The organism is Thermoactinomyces mirandus (genome assembly GCF_013868055.1).
GTDB classification, from domain to species: Bacteria; Bacillota; Bacilli; order Thermoactinomycetales; family Thermoactinomycetaceae; genus Thermoactinomyces; species Thermoactinomyces mirandus.
The window spans coordinates 37751-64721 of sequence record NZ_JACEOL010000055.1; the positions used below are offsets into that span (position 1 = coordinate 37751).

The 26971-nt window shown below is 44.8% G+C and carries 25 protein-coding genes; 20 read left to right on the plus strand and 5 right to left on the minus strand.

The window, feature by feature from the left end; all coding sequences use genetic code 11:
- The first annotated feature begins 50 nt into the window (after positions 1-50).
- From H2C83_RS18390 to H2C83_RS14910, 4 genes are all read left to right on the plus strand, one after another.
- Positions 51-1100, plus strand: coding sequence for a murein hydrolase activator EnvC family protein (locus H2C83_RS18390; protein ID WP_181741985.1), 1050 nt, complete (start codon positions 51-53; stop codon positions 1098-1100).
- A gap of 229 nt (positions 1101-1329) precedes the next feature.
- Positions 1330-2415, plus strand: coding sequence for a murein hydrolase activator EnvC family protein (locus tag H2C83_RS14900; RefSeq protein ID WP_181741986.1), 1086 nt, complete (start codon positions 1330-1332; stop codon positions 2413-2415).
- Between the two features lie 128 nt (positions 2416-2543).
- Positions 2544-4013 (plus strand): S41 family peptidase, encoded by a 1470-nt coding sequence (locus H2C83_RS14905; RefSeq protein WP_312853935.1) that lies wholly within the window; start codon positions 2544-2546, stop codon positions 4011-4013.
- Between the two features lie 76 nt (positions 4014-4089).
- Positions 4090-5241: a PDZ domain-containing protein gene (locus tag H2C83_RS14910; protein ID WP_181741987.1), complete on the plus strand. Its 1152-nt coding sequence runs from the start codon at positions 4090-4092 to the stop codon at positions 5239-5241.
- A gap of 265 nt (positions 5242-5506) precedes the next feature.
- Here H2C83_RS14910 and H2C83_RS14915 read toward each other — a convergent pair whose 3' ends face one another.
- Together H2C83_RS14915 and H2C83_RS14920 are read right to left on the minus strand one after the other, a co-directional pair.
- Complete coding sequence (locus H2C83_RS14915; RefSeq protein WP_181741988.1) at positions 5507-6088, minus strand: tetratricopeptide repeat protein; 582 nt, start codon at positions 6086-6088, stop codon at positions 5507-5509.
- An 11-nt stretch (positions 6089-6099) separates the two neighbouring features.
- A complete protein-coding gene (locus H2C83_RS14920) occupies positions 6100-6846 on the minus strand; it encodes a helix-turn-helix domain-containing protein (protein WP_181741989.1) in 747 nt (248 codons plus the stop codon).
- Positions 6847-7129: 283 nt separating this feature from the next.
- Here H2C83_RS14920 and H2C83_RS14925 point away from each other — a divergent pair, with 283 nt between their 5' ends.
- From H2C83_RS14925 to H2C83_RS14960, 9 genes are all read left to right on the plus strand, one after another.
- Complete coding sequence (locus H2C83_RS14925) at positions 7130-7417, plus strand: DUF3970 family protein (protein ID WP_181741990.1); 288 nt, start codon at positions 7130-7132, stop codon at positions 7415-7417.
- Between the two features lie 301 nt (positions 7418-7718).
- Positions 7719-7988, plus strand: a complete 270-nt coding sequence (locus H2C83_RS14930; protein ID WP_181741991.1) for a hypothetical protein — start codon at positions 7719-7721, stop codon at positions 7986-7988.
- Between the two features lie 306 nt (positions 7989-8294).
- On the plus strand, positions 8295-8492 hold the full coding sequence (locus tag H2C83_RS14935) for a hypothetical protein (RefSeq protein WP_181741992.1): 198 nt from the start codon (positions 8295-8297) through the stop codon (positions 8490-8492).
- Between the two features lie 5 nt (positions 8493-8497).
- Positions 8498-8875 (plus strand): hypothetical protein, encoded by a 378-nt coding sequence (locus H2C83_RS14940; RefSeq protein WP_181741993.1) that lies wholly within the window; start codon positions 8498-8500, stop codon positions 8873-8875.
- Between the two features lie 243 nt (positions 8876-9118).
- Entirely contained in the window at positions 9119-11098 is a 1980-nt protein-coding gene (uvrB, locus tag H2C83_RS14945; protein WP_181741994.1) for an excinuclease ABC subunit UvrB, read from the plus strand.
- Between the two features lie 6 nt (positions 11099-11104).
- Positions 11105-13981 (plus strand): excinuclease ABC subunit UvrA, encoded by a 2877-nt coding sequence (uvrA, locus tag H2C83_RS14950; RefSeq protein WP_181741995.1) that lies wholly within the window; start codon positions 11105-11107, stop codon positions 13979-13981.
- Positions 13982-14061: 80 nt separating this feature from the next.
- Entirely contained in the window at positions 14062-14271 is a 210-nt protein-coding gene (locus H2C83_RS14955; RefSeq protein ID WP_181741996.1) for an alpha/beta-type small acid-soluble spore protein, read from the plus strand.
- Positions 14272-15038: 767 nt separating this feature from the next.
- A complete protein-coding gene (locus tag H2C83_RS18240) occupies positions 15039-15161 on the plus strand; it encodes a hypothetical protein (RefSeq protein WP_281364182.1) in 123 nt (40 codons plus the stop codon).
- A gap of 12 nt (positions 15162-15173) precedes the next feature.
- Positions 15174-15698, plus strand: coding sequence for a hypothetical protein (locus H2C83_RS14960; RefSeq protein WP_181741997.1), 525 nt, complete (start codon positions 15174-15176; stop codon positions 15696-15698).
- Between the two features lie 19 nt (positions 15699-15717).
- Here H2C83_RS14960 and H2C83_RS14965 read toward each other — a convergent pair whose 3' ends face one another.
- A complete protein-coding gene (locus tag H2C83_RS14965) occupies positions 15718-15951 on the minus strand; it encodes a DUF2553 family protein (RefSeq protein ID WP_181741998.1) in 234 nt (77 codons plus the stop codon).
- A 302-nt stretch (positions 15952-16253) separates the two neighbouring features.
- Here H2C83_RS14965 and H2C83_RS14970 point away from each other — a divergent pair, with 302 nt between their 5' ends.
- Positions 16254-16667, plus strand: coding sequence for a DUF302 domain-containing protein (locus tag H2C83_RS14970; RefSeq protein ID WP_181741999.1), 414 nt, complete (start codon positions 16254-16256; stop codon positions 16665-16667).
- A gap of 196 nt (positions 16668-16863) precedes the next feature.
- Complete coding sequence (locus H2C83_RS14975) at positions 16864-17199, plus strand: phage holin family protein (protein WP_181742000.1); 336 nt, start codon at positions 16864-16866, stop codon at positions 17197-17199.
- 107 nt (positions 17200-17306) lie between these two features.
- On the opposite strand, the gene H2C83_RS14980 is transcribed toward H2C83_RS14975, so the two are convergent.
- On the minus strand, positions 17307-17831 hold the full coding sequence (locus H2C83_RS14980) for a DUF84 family protein (RefSeq protein WP_181742001.1): 525 nt from the start codon (positions 17829-17831) through the stop codon (positions 17307-17309).
- Positions 17832-17844: 13 nt separating this feature from the next.
- Positions 17845-18480 (minus strand): class D sortase, LPxTATN-specific, encoded by a 636-nt coding sequence (srtD, locus tag H2C83_RS14985; RefSeq protein ID WP_181742002.1) that lies wholly within the window; start codon positions 18478-18480, stop codon positions 17845-17847.
- Positions 18481-18922: 442 nt separating this feature from the next.
- Here srtD and hprK point away from each other — a divergent pair, with 442 nt between their 5' ends.
- From hprK to H2C83_RS15010, 5 genes are all read left to right on the plus strand, one after another.
- The gene (hprK, locus tag H2C83_RS14990) at positions 18923-19858 is read left to right on the plus strand and encodes an HPr(Ser) kinase/phosphatase (RefSeq protein ID WP_181742003.1); all 936 of its coding nucleotides are present in this window, start codon (positions 18923-18925) and stop codon (positions 19856-19858) included.
- A 699-nt stretch (positions 19859-20557) separates the two neighbouring features.
- Positions 20558-21535, plus strand: coding sequence for a prolipoprotein diacylglyceryl transferase (gene lgt / locus H2C83_RS14995; protein WP_246333950.1), 978 nt, complete (start codon positions 20558-20560; stop codon positions 21533-21535).
- Between the two features lie 12 nt (positions 21536-21547).
- Positions 21548-22210, plus strand: coding sequence for a pyrophosphatase PpaX (gene ppaX, locus H2C83_RS15000; RefSeq protein ID WP_181742004.1), 663 nt, complete (start codon positions 21548-21550; stop codon positions 22208-22210).
- On the plus strand, positions 22203-22694 hold the full coding sequence (locus H2C83_RS15005; protein WP_181742005.1) for an acyltransferase: 492 nt from the start codon (positions 22203-22205) through the stop codon (positions 22692-22694). The genes ppaX and H2C83_RS15005 overlap by 8 nt, the downstream gene beginning before the upstream one ends.
- Positions 22695-22905: 211 nt before the next feature.
- Complete coding sequence (locus H2C83_RS15010; RefSeq protein WP_181742006.1) at positions 22906-26478, plus strand: efflux RND transporter permease subunit; 3573 nt, start codon at positions 22906-22908, stop codon at positions 26476-26478.
- Positions 26479-26971 lie beyond the last annotated feature (493 nt).

Sequence of the window (26971 nt, forward strand, 5' to 3'; positions counted from 1 at the left end):
GACCAAAGCGGGGTGAGTAGGCCGAGTAAAAATGGGAGGAGCGTCAAAAAGTGGTTGGCAAAAGGATTGTCAGTCTCATGATGGCTTTTATGGTCATTATCCTTTGCCTGTCGATTCAACTCGTAGGATTTGCTGAAAATGAATTCCAACAGAATCAGCAAGATCGCTCCAAAACAGCAGGGAATCCGCAAGAAGTCCTGGCTGAACTGAAAAAGGCACAAGAACGATTGATGAAATGGGAGCGACAGATCGCTGCTTTAAACGATGAAATTTCTCTCGGGAAAAAAAATCTAACCGAAAAAAGAAAAAATCTCAGCAGGCAAGAAGCACAGTTTAATGTTGTCTTGGTACATATGTACCAGCAGAGTGGAAAAAATCAGTATCTCTATTATTTATTGAATGCTGATTCCGTGTCTGAGTTTTTATTGCGTCTGGATACCCTGTTCCTGTTTTTGAAACACGAAAAAATGGCGATTCAGAAGTATGTCGATGCCAGAAATGAGTTGGAAAAAGAGATTGCATTGATTGAACAAAAGAAAGAAGAAAAAAATGCTTTGTTAAAAGAGGCCGAACGCGAAATATCCCGGTATATTGCAATGTATGAACAAAACAAACCTGCACTTGCCAGCCTGGGTCTGGATAAAGAAGTTGAGAAAGCGCTGCAGTTGGACAAAAAACAACAGGTAAGCATTCCGGATTCTCCTGATATTGGTGTTTCCAAGCCGCCGAAGGTGGAAGATAACCTGGCCTGGCCGCAACCTGGAGGCAAGGTTATTACCAGATTCGGAAACGGTTATCAGGGAATCAGGATTTCCAATTCCATTGGATCACCCATTGTGGCAGCGGCTTCAGGGGTTGTTTTGTTAACGAAGTCCGATTTTTGGGGATATGGATACTATATTGTGATTGATCATGGTGACGGTTTTAAGACACTTTATGCCAATATGTACCCAAGCACGGTACGGGTTGAACCGGGAGACCATGTGCAAAAAGGACAAAGAATTGCTTCAGTAGGAAACTATGCCCTGTTTTCAAAACCATACCTGCACTTTGAAACACACAAAAATGGGAAAGCAGTAGATCCCATGCAATATTATTAGCCTGAACAGGGGGAAGTCGATCTGATTCCTGGGAGACCAGGAGGAATTGGATCGACTTGCCATTTTCGTTTATAAAATGAAACAATTTTCCAGACTGATAGAAATTGTCATGTTTTTTTGCTTGGCTTCCTTTATAAAAGATATTAAATTTGTATATTAGAAAAAGATATTTCATTAACAGGAAAGCAATGGGGCATAGGAGAAGAACTGGGGAGGCGTTCAAATCAAGATGAGAAGAAAATGGCTAGCGGTTGCCTTGGCAACTTCACTTTTTTCAGTATGGATTCCTCCATATTATGTTTCAGCGGAAGAATCCGTTCGCGAAAAGATTTATAATATCCGTGAAGACAAGAAAGATATTATGGGAAAGCAACAAGGCATGAAGGAAAAAATGGCTGAGTTTAAAAGATTAATGGACGAAGCAGACCAGAAAATTGCCGCAATCCAGAAGGAAATTGAACCTTTGGAAAAGGAGCGGCTGAAAGCGGAAAAAGATCTGGAAGTAATCAGGAAGGAATTTGATTCACGTCTCAGCTATCTATACAAACGTGGAGAAAATAACTATTTGTCTCAGCTGTTGTTAGCCGACGACTTTAATGAGTTTTTAACCCGGTTTGAAATTGTTCGCCTGCTGGTCAAGGAAGATTACAAGCTGGTGGAGAAATATCAGCAAGCGCTGGACAAGCGGCAAAAAGCGGTCGATGCCAAACAGGTCAAAATTGATGAGCAGCAAAAAATCATTGATAAGGTAAACAAGGAGTATCAAAAGCTGGCCAATGAACTGAAAAAGTCGGATACTGATCTGGCTCAGTTAAACAGTATACTCGAAGAACATAAGGATGAAGTAATTGCCATTAACCTGTCTGAATGGCATTCCGGAAAGCTTCGCTTCCCATATACGGGTCCGCTGATCAAGCCGACTACCGCCAGGAAAACATCCAATTACGGTTACCGGATTCACCCCATTTACGGAACAGCAAAATTGCATGCGGGGGTTGATTATGCCGGACCGGTAGGTACCCCGATCATGGCGGCAGCCGATGGTGTGGTCGTATCCAGCCAGGCTTCTTCAGGTTATGGATGGTTAATCACCATTTATCACGGACAATATAAGGGAAAACCATTCTTTACCCGTTATGCGCACAGTTACCCGGGGCAGGTCAAGGTACAGCCTGGAGAAGAAGTGGAAGCAGGGCAGGTCATTTCGGGGATTGGAAACAACGGAAACTCGACCGGACCACACCTGCACTTTGAAGTGCGGATTGGACATGGATCAACTCCACCATCCTACAACCCTGAAAGGTATATGAAATAATTGTGGTATATTAGAAACAGTCCCTTATCAAAACAGTACCGTAAACGACTATTTTGTCCGGGGTTGTCATACCATTGAGAGTATAGAAGAGCTGATTCGGATCGTTTATTGGGTGCGGTCCAAAGGTGGTGTTAACAATAAATTTTAAAGGCAAAACGGTTGTGTTCATTGCGGTCATTGCGATGATCCTCAGCAGTCTGGGCACGATATGGGTCGTCGGTGACGGCGGACTGATCGACCAGCTGGAGATGGGGACACTCTTTTCCCCGGAAGGCGCCCGGCAGGCGGCAGAATTTAAAACACACGAAGAAAAGTTAAAGCAGGCATATCAAACCATCAAGTCTTCCTATTTACATAAAGTGAACGATGAGCAACTGATTGACGGTGCCATTAAAGGTATGATTGAATCGCTGGGTGATCCGTATTCAGCCTATATGAGTCCGAAGCAGGCGATTCAGTTCCAACAGGGTCTGGAATCCTCCTTTACGGGGATTGGTGCGGAAGTCACCTTGAAAAACGGGCGGGTGACCATTATCTCGCCGATCAAGGATTCTCCTGCAGAAAAAGCCGGACTGCGTTCAGGTGACCAGGTATTAAAAGTAAACGGCATCAGTCTGGAAGGAATGGATATTCACGAAGCGGTCAGCAAAATCCGCGGTCCCAAAGGAACGAAAGCCCGGTTGCAGATTGCCCGCCCCGGTGTACGCGATATCCTGACGATTACTGTAGTTCGTGACGAGATTTCCTTGCAAACGGTTGAAGCCGCCATGATGTCCGGTCACATCGGACGAATCACGTTAACGCAGTTTTCCGAGAATACGGCGGAAGATTTTGCCAGGGGATTGAAAAAACTGGAGAGCCAGGGGCTGGAAGGGCTGATCATTGATGTGCGCGGAAATCCCGGCGGGTTACTGCCCTCCGTTCTGGATATCTGTGATCAACTGGTTCCAGACAAGCAAAAAGTTTTGATGACCGAAGACAAATCAGGAAGCCGTTCTGTTTTCAATTCCAAACTGGAAGGGAAAAAACCGTATCCCATTGCCGTACTGATTGATAAAGGAAGCGCCAGCGCCTCGGAAATTCTTGCCGCAGCATTACAGGAATCGGGAAATTATGCATTGGTCGGAGAAACGACCTTTGGAAAAGGAACGGTTCAGACGACCAAATCTTTCAAGGATGGCAGCAATGTGAAAATTACGATTGCCAAATGGCTGACTCCCAAAGGAAACTGGATTGATCAGCATGGAGGAACAAAAGGGATCAAGCCGGATATTCCCGTAGACAAACCGGCTTATATGAATGCCATTCCTCCTCAGGTAAAAGAACCACTGCAACGGGATGATAATCTGACCGAAGTGAAAAACATGCAATTGATTTTGGATGCACTCGGTTATCATCCGGGCCGGACAGATGGCTATTTTGACTCGCAAACAGAACAAGCCGTAAAAGCATTCCAAAAGAAAGAAGGATTCGCTGCCACGGGAAAACTTGACGCGAAAGCTGCTGAGGTCTTGCGGGAAGCATTTATTAGCTTCTTGCGCGAGCCCGGGAATGATATTACCTTGCAGGTGGCCATCCAGTATTTGAAGAAAAAATAAAGGAATAGCAATCAGGATGTAGAAATTACCCCAATGGAAATCATTGGGGTAATTTTACAGGTTGGAGGGAGGAAGGTTGGAATCGATTTGGGAGAATCTGCTCTTTTTCTGGAAAGAGTGGTTTTCAGCACTTCTTCATCCTGCTTTTCTGATCGGGTTCATGATTCTGCTCGTTTATTTCTGGACGCTCAGGCGTTATGAGATAAAGCGGTTTTCCAGTGTACTGGTTCCGAAACTGCCGTTAATGATCCAGACCGTCAGCTTTTCCATCATCTTCGGATTTGTCGGTTCTTTATGCTTGTCGGAACTGACGTGGGAAATAAAAACCGGAGACCTGATCTTTGTCTGGATCCTGACCCTGCTGCTTGTGGTATTTGGCTTGCGTTTTGCCTGCCTGTCCTACTCTGTCGGAATACTGTCGCTGATTCACTTAAGCATGCAACAGATCCCGTTTTCCGCCGATTTCCCGTTTTTGGAACCCTTACAAACCTTTGCTGCAACCGATTGGCTGTGGCTGGTCGGGATCGGACACTTGCTAGAATGGGCATTGATTCGGCTGGATGGCGAAGATGGGGCATATCCTGTCAAAGTAAACCAGGTCAATGGATTTATGCTGAAAAAAGGGTGGGTGATTCCGCTTCTGCTTCCAAATCAAGGAGGTTGGTTCCCGCTCCCGATTTTTTTGAGCTTTGCCAGGCTCAACCTTTCAGGGCCCATGAAACAGCAGAAAAGGCAGACATCCACTTTTGTTTTGCTGTATGGATTCGTTTTATGTCTGGGGTTGTATTTTTTCGATGGCTGGGCGCCCGGGCTTTGGGTCTTGGCAATTTTTGCAGTGATCGGTCATGAAGGCATCTATCTCGGAACAAAATGGCTGGAAAAACGGGCCAAACCGTTGTTTGTTTCAAATCCGAACGGGCTTAAGGTACTGGCGGTAATCCCCAATTCCCCCGCTGACGCGATGGGACTGAAAACAGGAGATGTGATTCAGCGTTTTAACGGCCGCCGTATTCGAAATCTGGCCGAATTGACAGAAATGGCAGACAAGGCAACCTATTGCAAACTGGATGTATTGGACGAATACCATGACCATCATATAACCCAAAAGGCGTTGTACGAGGATGACCCCGTCCATCTGGGAGTGATTCCGGCGGATGGAGTGCAGGAGCAGTTACAGCAGGATTCAAGCGGCGCAGTAAACGAAGAAAGGAAACTTTTGGAATCCTGAAGTTTTTGGGAAACGCGGTCGTCTTGTGTTGAAGCAAAAGAGACGGATCGAAGAATTAAAAAACAGAACGGCTTAATGATTAAAACCGCTTTATAACTCCGAAGCGGTTTTAATTTTTCATGTTTATTTATATAAAAGCAACCATCTTTCCAAATTAATTACATTTTTTTGCATTTCGGAAAAATGGTTCTTGATTAACATCTCACTTTTTTAGCGGTCAAATAAATCGTCATCACCATCGCCGACGCAAGTTAATACTGATATATTAAACAAAAGCATGAAAAAAATCCTCCTCTTTTTGTAAATCGATTTCCTGCTGAAGTCTGAGGAGCTTCTTGACGCAAGTTTCCCATGAAGTTGCTGAACCCATCTTATCAAAGCAATGGGATAACTGCAATAAAGCTAAATGTTGAATCTTTCTATTGTCACTGGTATTGGCTGAATTTTCGGCTTCTTCATAACAGGTTACGGCTTCGCTGTATTTCTCTCTTGCCGCATAAATATTCCCTGCTACAACGAACACTTTGGACAGTTGAACAGCCTGTTCGTTCCTGGCCAGTTTCAGTGCGTCATTTATCGTTTTCTCTGCTTCCGGCCACCTTTCCATACTGGCATAAGTTGCTGCTAAAAAAATCAAAGTGTCGATCCGAATCCTTGTGGATACACCGCTGTAGTCATAATTCAAGATAATATCAAATTGTTGTTCCGCTTTCTCTAACCGGTTTTGTGCCAAATAGATGCTGCCCAGTATATTCATTAAGCTTAGATAACGGTTCTGGAACCGGTTAGTCCGGGCGATCTCAATTCCTTCTTTACATATTTTGATGGCTTCTTCATAACGTTTCATTTTTCGCAATATTAATGCGTTGTATCTATACAGGTTAGTGCCGTATTTTTGTTTTCAATTTCCGGTATGGCTGACCATAATTCGTTTAATACTTGTTTGGCATTTTCATATTGACCTGAATTCATAAGGTAGAACACTTTATTGCTGTTTAAAGCAAAAATGATTTGCTCTCCATCTTCTTTGTCATTATATGCGTTTAGCCCTTTTTCAATATAGGATAATGCCTTTTCCATATGATTTTGCAGAAAAAAGCAAATTCCTAATTCATTGTAGCATTTGGAGGCGATATTTCCTTTTAATGGCAAATTGTATTGGTTCCGCAATCGTATGGCAAATTTATAATGTTTTTCAGCCTTTTTCCATTTCCTTTTCAGTTGAAAACATCTTCCCTCCAGATAGGTATAATAAGGAGCTAACGGGTGATAACGTTCGATGCCAATCGCTTTTAACAGTTGTATTGGTTTCTCTGCTTTATTGTGGTTAAGCATGGATTCAATCGCATCCAGTTGGGTCATCAGAAATTCGATTTCTTCTTCTTCCTGTCTCGCCAGGTTTATTACACGTGTTTCAGTAAGACCCAGTTTTCTTAAATATTTTCGAACTGTTTCCTCATCTACTTTTTTGCTGCCGCGTTCTATGTTTGAGATCGTTCCGTATGATATGGTTTTGTCGGCTGCGTCTTCCTGTCTTAATCCTTTTTCCTTGCGGGTTCTTCGGATTATGTAACGCGCAATACACTCATTTACCCCTGCAAACATATGACCCCTCCGTTTTTCCTTAGCTGAAATCAATATAGCATATTTCCGAATTTTATAATAGATCGAATATTGTTATTCAACTGGAACTGATTTCAATAATAATCAGGTTTTGAATCTATCGTTGATTATCGACAAGCTAAAGGTTTAAACCGATTATTATTTAATCTTCAGAAATTAAATCAAATTTGTGTTGAGTGAATATAGGGAATTGTACTAACATGAGGTCAGAATAATAAACAAGGAGGTGCACGGAGTAAACCGTCAGGAACAGGGAGGATTTCAAGTGTTACAGATTCGAGTGACAGGTAAGGAGAAAGAGGTAGAACCGTTTTTGCATGACTTGAAAAGATGTCCGCAGTTTGAATGGGTGAACGAAGCATTTTCAGCAACAGATTACGAAATCAACACAACATGCAGTTTACGGCATGACCCATGCAAAGGTTATCAAGTTGTCCATTTGTATTCAGAAAATGGTGAAGTTATTACGATCCCATTGTCAGGAATGATTCTGGCCGAAATGGAAGAAGGGAAACGAATCATAGCAGGCTGGCATTTTGATATCTTTGCATAAAAAAAAGAGCCAATAAAAAAGAAATGGCTCAAACAAAAAAGTCGAATGTATCTTATTTTAACACAGAATGACGACCGGATGGAATTAAGGGGGTTCATATAAATCCAACATCAGGAAATCATTTTTTCTCTGGAAGCTGATAACCTGGTTCGGGTTGTGGGAGATGAGCAAACGGAATGTGACTATCAACCAAACAGCAACGACATTTTACAAATGACTCTTGTTGAGGGAGTTTGGACATACATTCAATATGAGACAGGCACCGGGGATTTATCCGGTGTCTGACTGATCGAAACGGAGGGTGTCGGAAATAGCGGATTTACTGCTGACTTACATACCAATTGAAGTCGAACAGGCTCTCATACGGTATGTCAAAGGAGAAAGCGTCTGGGTTCGATCGAAGTACGAACCCGACAAATGGGTACGGTTTAAACGAAGTTGGAATAGTCCCCCGCTATTGGATGAAGTACGGGAAAAGTGCGGGATATGGCGGTCATCGGAACTGAAAGAGGCTTTTCATATAAAGCAGGAAATCATCTTTGGCACAAGGAAATATAAGGAAGATGCATGACGAATGCGTTATAGTCGTAAAACATTCCCCCGTTTACCGCCAATTTTCCAAATTTACTGAATTACAGCGGGGGAATAGCAGTATTCTACTGACAAGGAGAGGATCACATGGCAAGAATGGTAAAGAAAGTAGTAAGTTTTATCCGTGGTTGGGTGCCGCCGTGTCCAAGATGTGGTAAAGCTGAAAATGTGGAAAGAAATGATAGCGGCCGGTAAGGGTTGGTGGATTTGCTCCAAGTGTGATGTTTACTTTAACAACCAAGACTAAAGCCCTCTATGGGGGATTCTTTATAGAAAGGTGGTCTTTATGGGGAAATTTCTTCGTCCGGAAGAGGCTTTCATGTTTGGTTATAAGCCTGCTTGTGCCTGTCAATCGGGTAATCCCCGATTAAAACCGTATTTGGACAAGTTATTGGAAAAAGGATATCCCAATGTATTTGGTTGGAATATCCTTCGTGATGACTACACTTTTTTTCACAACGAAGAGACAAACAAAAGTTTTTAGAGCAGATGGAAGGGGTAAAGATTAATTCACCAGAGTATTGCAGAATATCTGGGCATACATTCGGTTTTCCGCCTAAGTCTATAGAGTATTTTGTTAAATGTTGGGATATGGAACAAAAAGGGGAAGACGTAAGCAAACTAAAAAAAGGGAAATTAGGGATAAACTGTTCGGGGTTTATGTTCGTCATTCATATCGACATCTTTGTTGAAGATATAATGTGGATGTGGGAAACATACAAACATCCTGAAGCGGTAAAATATGAAACTTTCATTCGGTATAAGAAAGATTATTTTTACGTTAAATTTGGAGACGTCGAATACCTGATACAAGTAGAAAATGAAATCAGGGAACGTATGGCGACAGATACGGAAGGGGTAATTTGAACGGTTGATAAACATGGTTAGTCCGATTCGGACTTATTTTTTTGTTTGTAGACAGTCGGGGTGTTTGCGGAAATTCCACCATTCCTGCAAATAGAATATTTAGAGTGCAAAACGTGATTGGTACAAAATAAGCTGAGGTCTTCCAAAACAGGAAGGCCTTTTCTGCATTTGAATCTGGAACAAACGTTCTGAACTCTATATCCGTATGTTATAATACTTTCATGTGGAAATGAGGTGAATCGGATGAAAAATCAGTTTCAACTGGTATCTGAATTTCAACCGCAAGGAGACCAGCCACAGGCAATCGAAAAACTGGTGAAGAAAATTCAGGCCGGCAACCGGTTCCAAACGCTCCTTGGAGCAACCGGGACTGGTAAAACCTTTACCATGGCCCAAACGATTGCCCGTGTAAACAAACCGACCCTGGTGATTGCGCACAACAAGACCCTGGCTGCCCAATTATGCGGGGAGCTGAAAGAATTTTTTCCGCATAATGCAGTCGAATACTTTGTCAGTTATTATGATTATTATCAACCTGAAGCCTATATTCCGGCAACGGATACCTATATAGAAAAAGATGCTTCCATCAATGATGAGATTGATAAACTTCGCCACTCGGCGACCAGCGCCTTGTTTGAACGGCGGGATGTGATTATCGTTTCCAGTGTTTCCTGCATTTATGGTCTGGGTTCGCCAAGTGAATACCGGGATCTGGTTCTTTCCCTGCGTGTCGGCATGGAAAGGGACCGGAACCAGGTTCTTCGCAAACTGGTAGATATCCAATATGAACGGAACGATATCAACTTTGTCCGGGGAACGTTCCGGGTTCGGGGCGATGTTGTGGAAATATTCCCGGTCACGCGAAGTGAGCAGGCGGTCCGGGTCGAGTTTTTTGGCGATGAAATTGAACGGATTCGTGAAATTGATGTCGTTACGGGAGAAATACTTGGTGAAAGGGAACATGTGGCGATTTTCCCGGCTTCCCACTATATCACCCGCTCGGAAGTGATGGAAAAAGCGCTTAAGGGGATTGAACAGGAACTGGAAGAGCGGTTGGCGGAACTGAAGAGTCAGGGAAAACTGCTGGAAGCCCAGCGGCTTGAACAGCGAACCAGATATGATCTGGAAATGATGCGGGAAGTGGGTTTCTGTTCCGGAATTGAAAATTATTCCCGCCATCTGGTAGGCAAGAAGCCGGGAGAGGCTCCCTATACCCTGCTGGATTTTTTCCCGGACGATTTTTTGATCATTGTCGATGAATCCCATGTAACCATCCCGCAGATTCACGGGATGTACAATGGGGACCAGGCACGCAAAAACATGCTGATTAAGCATGGATTTCGACTCCCCTCCGCCAGGGATAACCGGCCGCTTCAATTTAGCGAGTTTGAAGAAAAGATTCATCAAATCCTGTTTGTTTCAGCTACTCCGGGGCCGTATGAACTGGAAAAATCGCCGGAAGTGGTCGAACAGATTATCCGCCCGACCGGGCTGTTGGACCCAAAAATCCATATTCATCCGATTAAAGGGCAAATTGACCATTTAATTGGTGAAATCCATAAACGGATTGAACGTGATGAGCGGGTGCTTGTAACAACACTTACCAAAAAAATGGCAGAAGATTTGACGGATTACCTGAAAGAAATGGGAATCAAGGTTCGTTATTTGCATTCGGATATAAAAACGATTGAGCGGATGGAGATCCTGCGTGATCTCCGGTTGGGCGAATTTGACGTTTTGATTGGAATCAATCTGTTACGGGAAGGACTTGATTTACCGGAAGTTTCTCTGGTGGCCATTTTGGATGCCGATAAGGAAGGCTTTTTGCGTTCTGATCGTTCATTGATCCAGACGATTGGCCGGGCAGCACGCAATGCCCAGGGTGAAGTGATCATGTATGCGGACACCATCACCAGGTCGATGAAAACAGCGATTGATGAAACAGAGCGCCGGCGTCAGATCCAAATTGCTTATAACCAAAAACACGGAATTGTCCCCCGAACCATTCAGAAAAAAGTGCGCGATGTGATCGAAGCTACTAAAGTGGCGGAACAAACAGCTGAATATATCACTGGGAAGAAAGTGAAAAAGATGAGCAAACAGGAACGGAACAAATTGATCAAAAGGCTGGAAAAGGAAATGAAACAGTTCGCCAGGGAACTCAACTTCGAACGCGCAGCCGAATTACGGGATCTGATCATAGAATTGAAAGCGGAGGGTTAATGAAAAATGGCGCAAGAGAATATTGTGGTGCGTGGCGCGCGTGTGCATAACCTGAAAAACATTCATGTAACGATTCCGCGCGACAAATTTGTAGTTGTTACAGGAATAAGCGGTTCCGGGAAATCTTCTCTGGCTTTTGACACCATTTATGCGGAAGGACAGCGGCGTTATGTGGAGTCCCTCTCCGCTTACGCAAGGCAATTCCTGGGCCAGATGGACAAACCGGATGTCGATGCGATTGATGGATTATCCCCGGCGATTTCCATTGATCAGAAGACAACCAGCCGCAATCCCCGGTCAACGGTCGGGACGGTTACGGAAATTTATGATTACTTGCGGTTGCTGTTTGCCCGGATTGGGCGTGCCTACTGCCCTGAACACGGGATTGAAATTGCTTCACAAACCGTTCAGCAAATGGTGGACCGGATCATGGAATTGCCGGAACGTTCCCGGATTCAGATCCTGGCTCCGATCGTAAAAGGTCGAAAAGGGGAGCATGCGAAACTGCTCAAGGAGATTGGCCGGCAAGGATATGTACGAGTGCGGGTGGACGGAGAACTTCGGGAACTGTCAGAGGAAATCAAACTGGAAAAAAACAGGAAGCATACCATCGAAGTGGTTGTTGACCGCATCATTGTCAAACCGGGCATTGAGACCCGGCTGACGGATTCCGTGGAAACAGCCCTGGAATTAAGCGGCGGAGAAGTGCTTTGCGACATTATCGGCGGAGACGAGCTGCTGTTCAGTTCCAGCCTCGCTTGTCCGGAATGCGGCTTCAGCATTGATGAACTGTCTCCCCGGATGTTTTCTTTTAACAGTCCTTATGGCGCCTGCCCCACCTGTGACGGTTTGGGAAGCCGCATGGAAATCGACCCGCAGCTGGTTATTCCGGACCCATCCCTCTCGCTTTCCGAAGGCGCGATTGAGCCTTGGTCCTCTTCGATCAACGGTTACTATCGGCAACTTCTCGCGTCATTATGTGAATACTACGGAATTGACATGGACAAACCGTTCCAGGAATTAAATAAAAAGGAAAAAGAGATTATTCTGTATGGTTCCAAGGAACCGATTCCTTTCAGATACCGGAACGATGCCGGCTTTGTCCGGGAAACGACGACCCGATTTGAAGGGGTGGTCAACAATCTGAGCCGGCGCTTTAAAGAAACCGGTTCGGACGCAACCCGCGAGTACCTGGAAACCTATATGACAACCAAGGCCTGTCCGACCTGCAAGGGAGCGCGACTGAAGAAGGAAATATTGAATGTGTTTGTAGGCGGCAAAAATATCGATTACGTTACCCGTTTATCGATCAGGGAAGCCCTTCAATTTTTCGAGTCACTCACTTTGTCGGAAAAGGAAATGAAAATTGCCCGTCAGGTGTTGAAGGAAATTCGCAACCGGCTGGGGTTTCTTGTAAATGTGGGACTGGACTACCTCAATCTGTCCCGGTCGGCGGGTACCCTGTCTGGCGGGGAAGCCCAGCGGATTCGTCTGGCCACACAGATCGGGTCCAGTTTGATGGGGGTTCTGTATATTTTGGATGAACCCAGTATCGGCCTTCATCAGAGGGATAATAACCGTTTGATTGCCACATTGGAAAAGATGAGGGATTTGGGGAATACCCTGATTGTTGTGGAACACGATGAGGATACCATGCTGGCCTGCGATTATATTATTGACATTGGCCCCGGGGCCGGCGCCTATGGCGGACAGGTTATTGCTGCCGGTACCCCCCAGGAAGTCATGCAGAATAAACATTCGCTTACCGGTGACTATTTAAGTGGCCGGCGTTTTATCCCGGTCCCTCGCAAGCGGAGAAAGCCAAACGGAAAATGGGTAACCGTCAAGGGGGCAGAGGAGAATAACCTTAAAAAGATTGATGTCTCTTTCCCGCTGGGTGTGTTCACTTGCGTGACAGGAGTATCCGGTTCCGGGAAAAGTACGTTGGTCAACGAAATTCTGTTAAAGGCGCTGGCTCGTAAACTGAACAGGGCAAAAGCTTTGCCGGGCAAACACAAAAAAATAGAAGGGATCGAGCACCTCGAGAAGATCATCAATATCGACCAGTCACCGATCGGGCGAACCCCGCGCTCAAACCCGGCAACCTATACCGGAGTGTTTGATGATATCCGCGAAGTTTTTGCTGCTACCCAGGAAGCCAAGGTAAGGGGATACAAGAAAGGACGTTTCAGTTTCAATGTCAAGGGCGGGCGTTGTGAAGCATGCCGCGGGGATGGCATTATCAAGATTGAGATGCATTTCCTGCCCGATGTTTATGTCCCGTGTGAACAGTGCAAAGGGAAACGTTATAACCGGGAAACATTGGACATTAGATACAAGGGAAAAAATGTATCTGATGTCCTGGAAATGACGGTTGAGGAAGCATTGGAGTTTTTCGCCAACATTCCCCGGATCAAACGAAAATTGCAGACTCTGTATGATGTCGGGTTAGGATATATAAAACTGGGGCAGCCGGCAACAACCTTGTCCGGCGGAGAGGCACAACGGGTGAAACTGGCTTCCGAGCTGTACAAGCGCAGCAGGGGACGCACTTTGTACCTGCTGGACGAACCGACGACCGGCCTTCATATTGATGATATCGCACGCTTATTGAAAGTGTTGGAACGTCTTGTTGAAAACGGTGATACTGTGGTCGTGATTGAGCATAATCTGGATGTGATCAAAACGGCGGACTATCTGATTGACCTGGGTCCCGAAGGCGGGGTTGGGGGCGGAACGGTTGTGGCCAGGGGAACGCCTGAAGAGGTTGCCAAAACAAAAGGTTCATATACAGGCCGGTTTCTGGCTCCCATTCTGAAAAGAGACAAGGAACGAATGGAAAAAGTGCTTGCCGAACGGGAAAAAGTTCTTAAGTCCATGTAAGATCAATAATCATGAACCAGACCGGGTAAACTAATGAATGCAAGACGGCATCACCAACCTGCTGCAAAGGAGTGAGTCGAATGGCAAGAAAAAACAGGCTTGTCGTTCCAGGTGCCAAAGATTCACTGGAGCAAATGAAACAAGAAATCGCTCAGGAATTCGGTGTAGAGCTGGGAGCTGATTCGACGGCACGCGCCAATGGTTCAGTAGGTGGAGAGATGACAAAACGTCTTGTAGCGCTGGGTTCCCAAATGATGGAACAGTCAGCAAACAGAAAAGCAGGGGAGTAATTCTCCCCTGCTGAGGCTGTTGACAAAAGAAGGTCAACAGCCTCATATAAAAACCTGACTAATAGGGGGTTAGAATTTCATGTAAGCTGAGTAGATTATGATCAATATTTTTGCATTCTCTCTAGCAACATTTTTTCTATCCGTTCAAACAGTTCATCAGTACTGATTATAAGTCTGTGGAATTCTCCGGCCATGTTGATGGATTTTGTCAAAATCTGCTCTGCATTCTCTGGCCTTCTTTTTTCTCTATGATATGAATGGAACTTGTATAAGGATAATAATGATCACCGTAATACAATTTGATCACTCCTCCTGCTATAAATATCAAGCCAAGGAAATAACTCCAATCAGACAACAGACAGCCCATGACAAGCGCCAATAGAGTTTGTGGAACTATTACAAATATTTAACTCATTTAAACCACACCTTTTTTTACATCCTGTTTCCGCTGTGTAAAAATCGCTTGTTCTTCCCAAGAGGATTTAAAGACCTGAGTGATCAATTCCCTAGTTTTGAGGCTTGACATATTTGAAGAAATTTTCTGTTCTGTGTCATTTCCCTCCCCATTATATGTGGAACGTGGGCTCTGACCGCCAACATCCATAAGATGCTGGGGTGTCTATATTACTGAACCTTCTCACCCATGAACCAACTTTTCATTGAATATTAAAAATATTAAATCTATAATTGAACTGCGGCCGCAACAAATGTTCTCTATTCGTTACTCTTAAGCCGTTTATTAAAAAATGAATGAGGAGGTTAAACAAATGAGCAAACCTACGTGTCCAAAATGTGGGGAAGATGAAAAAATCGTACGTGCTGGCGAACATTATGGATGTCAAGTATGTGGTGAATACTTTAAAGCGAACGGTGAGCCGTACAAAAAGTGAGGAACAAGGAACATGGAAGAAATACGAATCATGGTAGATCATGAAGCTTTTTTGATGGGAATCAAGCCTGCGCTTTGCAGGCAAATGATTCCACAGTTGGAAGAGTTGATGCCGCAATTAGAGAAGTATCCCTATATGATCGACGAAGACGGTACTTACCTTTTTTTTCAAAACCAGGAGCTGATGAATAACTATTTGGCGAGATTGTCTAACATAGAGTGGGGATCTTCAGAGTATCACAGGTTACTAGGTTTAACGCTGGGCTATCCACCATCAGCGGTCGAATTTTTCCTGGACAAGCTAACTGACCATTCTTTGTACCAATACAGTGTCAATGTTGGTTACGCGGGTTACAGATTTGTGGCACATGTGAGTGACCTGCATCACATTATTGATGACATGTGGAACCAACATAAAGTGGAAGAAAAAACACGGCTAGGCGTCGGTTCTGAGTTGTATTATATTGGTTATAGAGACTATGAAGAGCTGCAAAAATTTGTTACGGAAGTCAGGAGAGAACTTGTAGCAGGGGAGTAATTCTCCCCTGCTTTTTATGTTAACACCATCCCAGATCACAATCACTGGCATAAGAAGCAGGATAGGAACGGGCTGGTGGGGTTTTTAAAGAGTAGATATCTCCATTTTCAATCCGGTACCCCTCACTTAACTGCGCGTACTCACTTTTTAACGGGAAAGAGCCGATTGCCTGCCCGCTGTGATATAGCACTATTTTCCCGTTTTCAATCTTTCCCGAGATATCAGCTGTAATTTTCCGGTGTAATTTCGCCATGAAAGAGCGACCTCCTGAGCAGGTTGTTTTCTGAACAATACTTCAGCCATTAGGATGAGCCGCTTTCCTTCGGTTTATACTGATCAGCTGATATTCTTTGGTATATATAAAATACCATGATATTATATTGTAGTCAATATTAATTTATATTAATTATAATATCAAATTATATATTTGATAATATTAATTATTCATGATTGCATGATGTATCCTCCGGATGAATATGTTATATTGGCAGGTAAAAGGAAGAAATCATGGTAAAATGAATATGGGGAAAAACATATCCAAAAAGGGGGAGTATCATGTTCTCATATGCAGTGGATGTAAAAGGATCCATGGAACAAGTACTCAATCGCCTGGAGAAAATAATTGAAGAGAATAAATTGCGACTGTTGTGGAAATATGACATTGCCACAAAATTGTTTGAGCAAGGGATTCAGTTTACACACCCTTACTACATTTTGGAACTGTCCCACGAGGATTTGACGAAACGTTTGTTGACCGAGCATCCGGAAAGCGGTTTTTTACTTCCCGCCAAATGTATGGTCTACCAGGATGAAGAAAGAGATGTGGTACGGATTGGCGTTCTTCGTCCTACCGTACTGGCTGAAGAAGTGGATAATGAACAGGTAAAGGTACTGGCGCAGCAATTGGAAGAAAAATTGATCGAAATGGTTAACCAATGTACAGCAGAAGAAAAAGTATCTCTGGATTGATGAAACACAAGCTTGTGTGGTTCCGGATGGTACCGGCGAAGCACAAGCTTTTTTATTCGATAAAGCGTGTGACAAACCAGGCCTTGGTTGAAGGCGGGTTTTGGCAGAGAAGTGGCCGGATTGGGATATAACGGGAATTCTTTATATTCTTTTTAAGAAAATAGGGTATTAGATATCAAGAAAGGAGGAGACCGCCATGAAAATACTGTTGAAAATTGTTGCAGGTGCGGTCGCTGTATTCCTTGCGTCAGAGATGATTACGGGGATCAAAGTCGAGAGCTGGAAAACCGCTTTTCTGGCGGCAATTGTACTTGCGGTTATCAATCTGGTGATCAGGCCATTGCTCATCTTTTTAACGCTGCCAATCAATATTCTTACGCTTGGCTTATTTTCATTGGTCATTAATGCATTGATGTTTTGGCTTACCGGTTCGTTGGTGGAAGGATTTTTCGTGGACGGGTTTGTGCCCGCTTTTCTCGGGGCCCTGATTATGACAATTGCCAACTGGATTGTCAATCGGTTTGTGGATTAAGTCCAGGCAGAGTGATACGGACATGCGAAATCCAGGATTGTTTGGAAAAAATGCGATTTTTAGTCTTTTTTCTGCAGCAAAAAGGCTTGTGTTTTCCACAAGCCTTGTCAGCCGTTTTTCAGTTTATGAAACTGGTACTGCCCCAATAGTATTTTGCATAAATGGATAAGCATTTCTTTCCGATCAACCAGTCCATTGGTAAATACGCCAATTGCCCCCTGGTGATGGCGGATTCCTGTCTGTTTGGAATATTCATCCATGATTGGCCCCAATTCCCTGCCTTCATGAAGCGGAGCCCGAAACTGGTCAGGAAGCGGAATTCGCGCGCCACCGGCGATCAAACATTGGTCATTCTCGTCAGCCAATGCACTCCAGTTGCACAGGAACAGGCCGAAAGGCGTCTCAACAACCCCGCCTTCCAGTCCGATTCCCACATCTGCGTTTAACTCCTTTTTGGCTTGGCGGGCACGGTGAATCGCTCCCTGAATGGTTTCATCATCCGAAAAAGGCTGATTCCGTACCCCTGAAGGAATAGAAGCCGAGAGGACGGTAACATCCGGTACCAGTTCCTGCCACGTTTCCCTGACGGCATTTACTTTGGCGGGATTGGTTGATCCGACTGCAATAATCATGTTTTCACCTGCTTCAGGAAGAATGGGTTTCGGCGGTGGTGGCAGATGCGTTTTTAATGTCAATTAATTCGGCGCGAATGATATAACGATCCGGGGCATCTCCAACATAATCAAACGGGTAACAGGTTGTCACGGTGAGAACCGGCGCGGGATCGGGAACAATCACTGTCCGGTCCTCTGCCCCTGTGATCCAGTGTTTGCGGATTTGATAGGTAAAGATTTTGTCACCGTATTTTATGTACAGGCGGTCACCGCTTTGTAACTTGCCAAGATCCCTGAAGACGGTATCCCGATGCCCCGATAACACGACATGTCCAGTTTCACCGGGATTGACCGTGCCATGGCCCTGGTACAGGCCGACTCCCTTTTTCAGGGATTCCTGGTCGGTTCCCTTGACAACAGGGATAATCAGTCCCAATTTGGGAATGATCAGTTTCCCGATATTTTCCCCCTGCCCGGCGGCAGGCAATTCAAGTTTGATTCCCTGACTCATCTGTGGTTTTGCCGTTTGATCATTCCAGTTGGTATCGATTGATTGCGCCAGGCGTGGATTATGTTCAGCGATGCTGGATTCCCCCCACCAGTGATAAAGATTGTAACCAATAAAAATGGTTCCTGCCAAAATCAACAGCCAGGCTATTTTTTGCATGAAGGATCCCCTCCTTTTGGACAAATGGTCTGTGCCAAACTCCCGATTCAGTGCCGGACCAAGGGAAGACGACTTAAAGGGTATTTAGCAGTTCCGCCGGCTCTTGCAATCATCCCTTGCAACCGGCAAGAATCAATTTTATCCAGATTACCAATTTTTCGAAGCGGTGTTGCCCGGAAACCGCAATTGAAGCAATTCTAACTTAATTATATCTATCAGAGTTATGGTATCAAATGGCGGGTACCTGTGCATCTCTTTTATTTCCTGCCGGCGGTATAACCGTTTTGACAAGGAAATGCAAAAAGCGTATTTTAGGGTATGTGGAACCTTATTGTGATGTCCTTCCGGACAGGGACTCGGAAACAGCCCGGGATTGACCGTTTGTCCCGGGGTAGAACAAAGTACAGGGCAGTTCACATTTTGTTGTTAGGAGAGCAGGGAAATGAGCAGAAAAGTGACATTGAAAAAATTGATAGAAGACTTTCAGTTGGAAGTGATCTATGGCTGGGACCAATTTGACCGTGCCGTGACAGTTGCGGAATTGTACCGTCCTGGGCTGGAATTGGCCGGTTTTTTCACTTATCACCCGGTAGAACGGCTGCAGCTGCTGGGGAAAACGGAACTGTCGTTTATTGAAGGGTTATCCAAACAAAAAAGGACGGAGCGTTTGGAACGGTTGTGCCATCCCGAAATTCCCTGTTTCATTGTTACACGAAATATAGAGGTTCCTCTTGAACTGATCAGTGCCTCCCAAAAGAATAAAGTCCCGATTCTGCGTACTTCACTGGCTACCACAAAATTTGCCAGCAAACTGACGAATTACCTGGAAAAGCATCTGGCTCCTACAACGACTATTCACGGAGTATTGGTAGACGTGTACGGAATTGGTGTACTGATTACCGGTTCCAGCGGAATTGGCAAAAGCGAAACGGCTTTGGAACTGGTGAAACGGGGGCATCGTCTGGTAGCTGATGATGCGGTGGAAATTACACAATCTGAAGAGGGGACGCTTGTAGGACATGCTCCGGATCTGATCCGTTATTTGCTGGAGATTCGGGGGTTGGGCATTATTAACGTGATGACCCTGTTTGGTGCTGGAGCCGTACGTGCGAAAAAAAAGATCTCTATCGCCATCCATCTGGAAGCATGGAAAGAACAGCAGCAGTATGACCGACTGGGCCTGGATGAGGAAAAAGTGCGCATTATTGATACGGAGATTCCCAAGTTAATCATCCCTGTTCGCCCTGGACGAAATCTGGCCGTGATTATCGAAGTGGCGGCAATGAACTTCCGGCTGAAGGGAATGGGGTATCATGCGGCACAGCAGTTTGTCCAGCAATTGGGAACAGTGATCGATGAAGGTGATGATTTCGATTAAGCAAGATCCGGCCAAAATAATCTGCCCCGAAAGGTTGACAACTCCACCGATCACGCATAAGGGCTGCTTCCGGGAAACAAGAGGCAGCCATATTGCATTTTTCCTGTTAAATTGTGATCTCACGGTCCGCGTGACAGGCTTTAGGCTTGGACCAATGAGGAAGATACACAAATTGGACGGGATCATTGGACAAGCATCCAGGGGTTGAACAAAATCCCCGATCTTCTATAATATGAACACTTTGTCGTTTTCCACATTCCATGCAGTCATAACGGTCAGCCTCATCTTGATGAGATTCAATTGCCAACAAAATAAATCCCTCCAGTAATTTGTGTATATTATTTTAATGAATCAGATTTTTTATGTCTATATTTAAGAACTTAACATTTTTTTAAATATTTCATATGATCTTTTCAAGGGCTTAATATAGAGATAAAAATAAATTATAAAATATTGCCTTGTTGCTTATAAATTTTCAGGATATTCCTTAAGTACCACCAGCGTTGCCTGTCATTTCCCGGGCAGGAATTTGCAGCAACCGTTTTCATATCATGAAAAACTTTTTTGTTTCATCTGGGAATTTTAGACACAAAAATATATCATTTATAATTTGGGTTATTATTCTACCATACTTGTATGATGGTACGTATAGCAAGAGTAGAGCAAGGAAACAAATCCAGACCATTTAATTATGAAAGGATGAAATTGGTTGCAAATTCCTTTAAAATAACTTCAAGTGTCAAATCATTTGACAAAGGGGAGATGACGAGCATGATTCCAGCAGCTATTGATCCTGTTGCTCTTTCGCTGGGACCGTTACAGATACATTGGTACGGGATAATTATGGGGACCTCTGCCATTCTGGGATTGTTTCTGGCGACAAGAGAGGCAAAACGCCAGCAAATCGATCCCGATTTGTTACTGGATATGATGATCTGGGTGCTGCCTTCTGCCATTGTTGGGGCACGGTTATATTATGTGCTGTTTGAATGGGAGTATTACATGATCCACCCGGAAGACATCATTGCTGTTTGGAAAGGCGGGCTTGCCATTCACGGCGGGCTGATTGGTGCTTTTATCGCCGGCTACCTGTTTGTTCGCAAGCATAATCTCTCATTTTTAAAAATGGGAGATATTGTGGCACCAGGCATTATTCTTGGCCAGGCAATTGGACGATGGGGGAATTTTATCAATCAGGAAGCGCATGGAGGAGAAGTATCCCGTGCATTTCTGGAAAATATGCATTTGCCTGACTGGCTGATCGAACAGATGAATATCCATGGAACTTATTATCATCCAACCTTTTTATATGAATCAGTCTGGAACCTGGTTGGATTTCTGTTGCTGATCGGTTTGCGGAAGGTAAATCTGAAACGGGGTGAGATCTTCTTTACTTATCTGATCTGGTATTCGCTGGGGCGCTTTTTCATTGAAGGGCTCAGAACCGACAGTCTTGCCTTTGAAGGGGCAGAATGGCTTGAACAAATACTTCAGGCGTTGTGGCTGCCGATGGATGCCCTGTTTGAACCAGGGTTACTTACCGGAGGCAATATTCGCGTTGCCCAATTGATCAGTCTGGTTGGGATTTTATTGGGCCTGATCCTGATCATTTGGCGCCGGATTGACAAAACTGCCAAAGAAAAAGTGGATGAAACGAAAGAAACACAAAATGCTTAAGGAGTGAATTGTGTGAGGTATTCCGTCATCTTGTTTGATCTGGATGGTACACTGATCAATACGAACTCATTAATCCTTGCCTCTTTTATGCATACGCTTGAATCTCATTGCCCCGGCAAATATACCGTAAATGATGTTATTCCCATTATGGGGGAGCCCCTGCTTGACCAGATGAGGCATTTTGATCCCTCGCAGGCCGAAGAGATGGTAAAAACATACCAAACCTACAATGTCAGGCATCATGATGATTATGTTGAGGAATTCCCCCATGTCCGACAGGTTCTTCAGCAATTGCACCAGGCGGGAATCGCTTTGGGGATTGTCTCGAACAAACGACGGCTGGTTGTCGAAAAAGGGCTGGATCTGTTTGGCTTGAAGCCTTTGATGCAAACCATTGTCTGTATTGGCGATACGGAAAAGGCAAAACCGGAACCCGATATGATCCGGCTTGCCCTGAAGCAGGTGAATGCAACTCCTGATCAGGCCTTGATGGTGGGAGACAGCCGTTATGACCTGATTGCTGCCAACAGGGCTTCTGTCAATACTGCGGCTGTAACCTGGAGCCTGCATCTGGAAGAACTGCGCCGGTATAACCCCGATTATATTCTGGAGGACATGCGCGATCTGCTCGGGATCATGCAAATAAGTGGGGAGACATGCTACCAGGATGCGTAAAACGGACAGATTCAAAGTAACGGGACCAAACTCATTATGGCAGATTTACCGGACGATTTCATTTTGGAAGGTATTCAAAAACACGCTGGTTATTGTTACAAGCCGCTATCTGCCTTTCATGAGCCTGAAAAGATGGGTTTACCGCCAGCTGTTGCATATGGAAATTGGTGAAAATACGGCAATTGCATTTATGGCGATGATGGATATTCTGTATCCGGAAAAGATTCATATCGGGAAAAACACGGTCATTGGATACAATACGACCATTTTGACACACGAGTATCTGGTGGAGGAGTATCGTCTGGGAGAAGTACATATTGGAGACCATGTGATGATTGGTGCCAATACGACCATTTTGCCCGGGATCACGATTGGAGATCATGCAGTGGTGGGAGCCGGTTCAGTTGTAACCAGGGATGTACCTCCTTACGCATTTGTCGCGGGGAATCCAATCCGGCTGATAAAAATGCGGGATCAGACATAGCGTTGACATTCCCAAAAACATGGGCGAACAATTTGCCAAACTTTGTCGACCAGTCTGGCAGGGAGAGCACTCCCTGGTTTTTTTTGACATTTCAACTTCAAAAAATGGAAGTTATATGAAAAACAGCTGCAAATACTGTTTTAATAAGCCAGGTAACGTTATTATTTAATGAGATTAATTATTTGCTGGATTAAATAAGAGGAGGATGAAAGTGAACTGGTTGACCCGTTTCTCCCTGCGAAACGTCGCAGCGCTGTTAATCCTGGTAATTCTGGTAACAGGGAGTGGTATTTACACCGCCACGCAATTAAAAATGGAAGCAATGCCGGATATCAATTTTCCTGTCATTGTAGCGGTTACTCCGTATCCGGGCGCATCGCCTGAAGATATTGCCGAAAAAGTAACGGAACCGATCGAGAAAGAGATGATGGGGATCGAAGGTGTTGACAAAGTCACTTCCATCTCAGCAGACAGCACTTCCGTTGTGGTTGCGCAACTTGGCTTTGATGCTGACCTGGATAAAGCGCAGCAGCAAATGAAAGATGGCATTGACCGGATGTCTTTGCCGGAAGAGGTTATGGATACCACTTTTAACCGTTTTGGCTTTAACACGTTTCCCATCATTAACTTTACGGTTACCAGTGACAAGAAAAACATAGCCGGGCTGGAACGTTGGATAAATGACGTTGTCAAGCCGGAACTGGACTCGGTGGATGGAGTAGGCGAAGTGAAAGTCAAGGGAGAAGGCCCCAAAGCGGTCTATATCCGCTTAAAACCGCAAGCCTTGAAAGAACACAATCTGTCGTTGCAACAAGTCCGGCAAATGCTGGCCAGTGCCCAGATGTCCCTGCCAGTCGGTGATTTGAATGAAGGTGCGATCAATATGCCTGTTCGCGTCAATCAGGATATCACCTCAGTGGAGGAGCTGAAGAATTATGAACTGACTGTTCAGCCCAATATAACGGCAGGAATTCAGGATGCTTTTAACCAGTTTGGCCAGTCCATGCAATCCCTGGGACAAGCAGTTGGCGGATTGGGGCAGGCTGTCGGTGGGATCAGTCAAGGATTGGGCCAGGTAAGCCAGGGGCTTGGTCAGGTAAGTCAGGGACTTGGTCAGGTGAGTGAAGGAACAAGGCAACTGGCAAAACTGCAGGCACATACACAGCAGGTTCAGGCAGAAATCATCGGAATCCAGATCGAATTGAATAAAACGATGGAAGAGCTGCAAAAAAAACCTGACAACGGTCAGCTCCAGCAGCAGGCGGCCATGCTTCGGGGACAATTGCAGGCAAAACAGGCCGAATTGGCCTATCTTGGCCAGCAATTGCAAACAATGGTCTCCAAAATGCCCCAGTCCAGCGGAGAAGGATTGACCAAAAAATCCAATTCGGCCCAAATGCCATCGTCTCAAGGGAAAATCTCCCCAGCTCTGTCCGGGAAACCCCAAATGAAAGACGGGAAAATTCAAACCGTCAAGCTGAAAGAGATTGCAACCATTACGGAATCAGCCGAGGACAATACGTTGATTACCCGTACCAATGGAAAGCCGTCGGTCAATATTGAAGTGATCAAAAATCCGGATGACAACGTGGTTGAGGTTGCTGATCAAATCAATGAGAAACTGGACCAGTTGGCAAAGACAAACAAGGATGTTCACTTTACGATGCTGTTTGACCAGTCGAAAGAGGTAAAGGAATCGATCCATTCCATGGTCCGGGAAGGATTGCTGGGGGCACTGTTTGCATCCCTTGTCATTTTGCTGTTTTTGCGCAATATACGGATGACCCTGATTTCGGTTGTGTCAATTCCTGTTTCGGTTCTGGCAGCATTGATCTTGTTGAAACAGGCTGACATTACGCTGAATATCATGACGCTTGGCGGATTGACCGTTGCGATTGGCCGGGTTGTCGATGACAGCATTGTCGTCATCGAAAACATTTACCGCCATTTGATGAAAGGAGTGGAGCGCACCACAGAAGTGATCCGGCTGGCAACCAGGGAAGTGGCTTCCGCTATCACTTCTTCCACCATGACAACAGTCGCGGTGTTTGTGCCACTCAGCTTTATTAACGGGATTGTTGGCGAAGTGTTTTATCCGTTTGCATTGACGGTTGCTTTTGCACTCATTTGCTCGCTTTTGGTGGCAGTTACCATCGTTCCGGTACTGGCCAAATTGCTCGTTTTAAGAGGAAAACCGATCAAAAAAAGACAGACGCACAATCAGCTGGCCAAGCAGTATAAACGGGCGCTTGCCTGGTCCCTGAACCACAAGAAAATCGTTCTGGTCGGATCAACCTTGTTATTGCTGGCAAGCTTTGCACTCGTACCTTTGATCGGAACCAGCTTTTTGCCATCTGATAAAGAAAAAGCCATGAATATTGAGTTGGAAATGCCTTCCGGAACCGAGCTGGACAAAACGAACCGGATTACGCAACAAATTGAACAAAAGTTGAAACAGCATGAAGAAGTGGAACTGATTACCTCTACTGTCGGCAACCTGCAAGGTGAACTGATGAATAACGGCAGTATCGGAAGCGCCAATCGCGCAACCATGTTTGTTACTCTGGCCGACAAGACAAAGATTGATTCATTCCTGGAACAAATCCGCAAAGAATTGAAGAGTGTTGATTCCGGGGCGGTCATCAATGTCAGTGAAGTGAACAGTATTTCTCCGGCAGCCAACTCGATTGAAGTCAGCGTGACCGGGGCTTCCCTGGATGCCATCAGGAAAGTGTCCGACCAGTTGGCTGCCAAAATGGAAAAAGTACACGGGTTGGTCAACGTGGAAAACAATTTGAGTGAGCAAAAGGAACTTGTCACCATTGAAGTGGATCAGTCGAAGGCGGCCAAAAAAGGATTGGTGGCGCAACAGGTTGCTCTGAGTGTCCGCGGGTTGTTGCATGCCGATACCATCTTTGAGATTGAAAACGGAAAACAAATCCAGGAAGTGAAGTTGGGCCTGCGGGAAGAGCAATTGGACTCTGTGAAAAAGGTGGAAGAGATCGAAATTCTTTCTCCTGCCGGCGAGATGGTGAAATTGAAAGAGATTGCTTCTGTTAAAAAGGAAGAGGGTCCTGTCAACATCCGTAAAGAGAATGGTCAATTGGTAGCGACGATTTCGGGAGATGTTACCATCAAGGATACCGGAGCCGTTTCCCGGGATATCGAGGAACAAATCGAAAATACAAAATTGCCGAATGGGGTTTCTGTGAAACTGGGCGGAGATGCCGAACTGATGAATGAAAGCTTTGCCGATCTGGGTAAATCCATGATTGTAGCGGTGGGTGCCGTTTACGTTGTCATGCTGATTGCCTTCGGTGAAGCCACGGCACCATTTACGATTCTGTTCTCACTCCCCTATGCGATTATTGGCGGATTGATCGGGCTGTGGATATCCGGTCAGCCAATCAGTGCAACGGCCCTGATCGGTGCCCTGATGCTGATCGGGATTGTCGTTACCAATGCCATCGTTTTCATCGACCGGGTTCAACAGATGAGAAAACGCGGGCTGGATACCCGGAGTGCCTTGATTGAAGCAGGAGGAACCCGGTTGCGTCCGATTCTGATGACCGCTTTTGCCACTATTTTTGCCCTGTTGCCGCTTGCACTTGGATACGGCGAAGGCACCATGATGTCACAGGGATTGGCGGTCGCAGTTATTGGCGGTCTCACCTCTTCCACATTGCTGACACTGTTTATCGTTCCGATCGTTTATCTGTTTTTCTCAGGACTGCAGGAAAGACTGAAAGAAAAATGGTATGGAAAGAAAAATGCAGAAGTTTGACAAGATAACCCCTGGTTGTTCCAGGGGTTATTTTCTTTGGAAAAAAGTCTGCTTTTTATCTTTGTATTGTAATGCGGAAGGATATTTTTACTCTAGGTTCTTCCCAAAACGTACCATCTTAATGAGCCAAAAAAGGTGATATTCAGGTATTAAATCTCTTTTTAATAAATGAAAAAATAAACGCAGTGACCATATTTAGGCGGTGACTGCGTTTATGATCTCAAAGAAAATGGAAAAAACAGAAAGTTTAATTTCTGGGCGGATCTGGCATGGAATTTCTTTCTGTGAACTGAATTTGTAGCTAAATACCAGTTTAATTAGGATTATTTTGGATATACAAACTATAGTTTTTCGGTTATTCTTCCAATAATAGATCCAGTTGTACACTCGGCTAAAACCAGAGACCCGTAACGAAAATATTCCGGAGGTTCCAGTTATATGAAAATCCCTTTTTATCGTTGGATCATTGTCCTCTGATTGCAGTGGCGGGATT

Coding starts and splice junctions, on each gene's coding strand:
- H2C83_RS14900 (WP_181741986.1), top strand. CDS start 1,330: ATGAGAAGAAAATGGCTAGCGGTTGCCTTGGCAACTTCACTTTTTTCA.
- H2C83_RS14915 (WP_181741988.1), bottom strand. CDS start 6,088: ATGAAACGTTATGAAGAAGCCATCAAAATATGTAAAGAAGGAATTGAG.
- H2C83_RS14920 (WP_181741989.1), bottom strand. CDS start 6,846: ATGTTTGCAGGGGTAAATGAGTGTATTGCGCGTTACATAATCCGAAGA.
- H2C83_RS14935 (WP_181741992.1), top strand. CDS start 8,295: ATGGGGAAATTTCTTCGTCCGGAAGAGGCTTTCATGTTTGGTTATAAG.
- H2C83_RS14940 (WP_181741993.1), top strand. CDS start 8,498: ATGGAAGGGGTAAAGATTAATTCACCAGAGTATTGCAGAATATCTGGG.
- uvrB (WP_181741994.1), top strand. CDS start 9,119: ATGAAAAATCAGTTTCAACTGGTATCTGAATTTCAACCGCAAGGAGAC.
- uvrA (WP_181741995.1), top strand. CDS start 11,105: ATGGCGCAAGAGAATATTGTGGTGCGTGGCGCGCGTGTGCATAACCTG.
- H2C83_RS14955 (WP_181741996.1), top strand. CDS start 14,062: ATGGCAAGAAAAAACAGGCTTGTCGTTCCAGGTGCCAAAGATTCACTG.
- H2C83_RS18240 (WP_281364182.1), top strand. CDS start 15,039: ATGAGCAAACCTACGTGTCCAAAATGTGGGGAAGATGAAAAAATCGTA.
- H2C83_RS14960 (WP_181741997.1), top strand. CDS start 15,174: ATGGAAGAAATACGAATCATGGTAGATCATGAAGCTTTTTTGATGGGA.
- H2C83_RS14965 (WP_181741998.1), bottom strand. CDS start 15,951: ATGGCGAAATTACACCGGAAAATTACAGCTGATATCTCGGGAAAGATT.
- H2C83_RS14970 (WP_181741999.1), top strand. CDS start 16,254: ATGTTCTCATATGCAGTGGATGTAAAAGGATCCATGGAACAAGTACTC.
- H2C83_RS14975 (WP_181742000.1), top strand. CDS start 16,864: ATGAAAATACTGTTGAAAATTGTTGCAGGTGCGGTCGCTGTATTCCTT.
- H2C83_RS14980 (WP_181742001.1), bottom strand. CDS start 17,831: ATGATTATTGCAGTCGGATCAACCAATCCCGCCAAAGTAAATGCCGTC.
- srtD (WP_181742002.1), bottom strand. CDS start 18,480: ATGCAAAAAATAGCCTGGCTGTTGATTTTGGCAGGAACCATTTTTATT.
- hprK (WP_181742003.1), top strand. CDS start 18,923: ATGAGCAGAAAAGTGACATTGAAAAAATTGATAGAAGACTTTCAGTTG.
- lgt (WP_246333950.1), top strand. CDS start 20,558: ATGAAATTGGTTGCAAATTCCTTTAAAATAACTTCAAGTGTCAAATCA.
- H2C83_RS15005 (WP_181742005.1), top strand. CDS start 22,203: ATGCGTAAAACGGACAGATTCAAAGTAACGGGACCAAACTCATTATGG.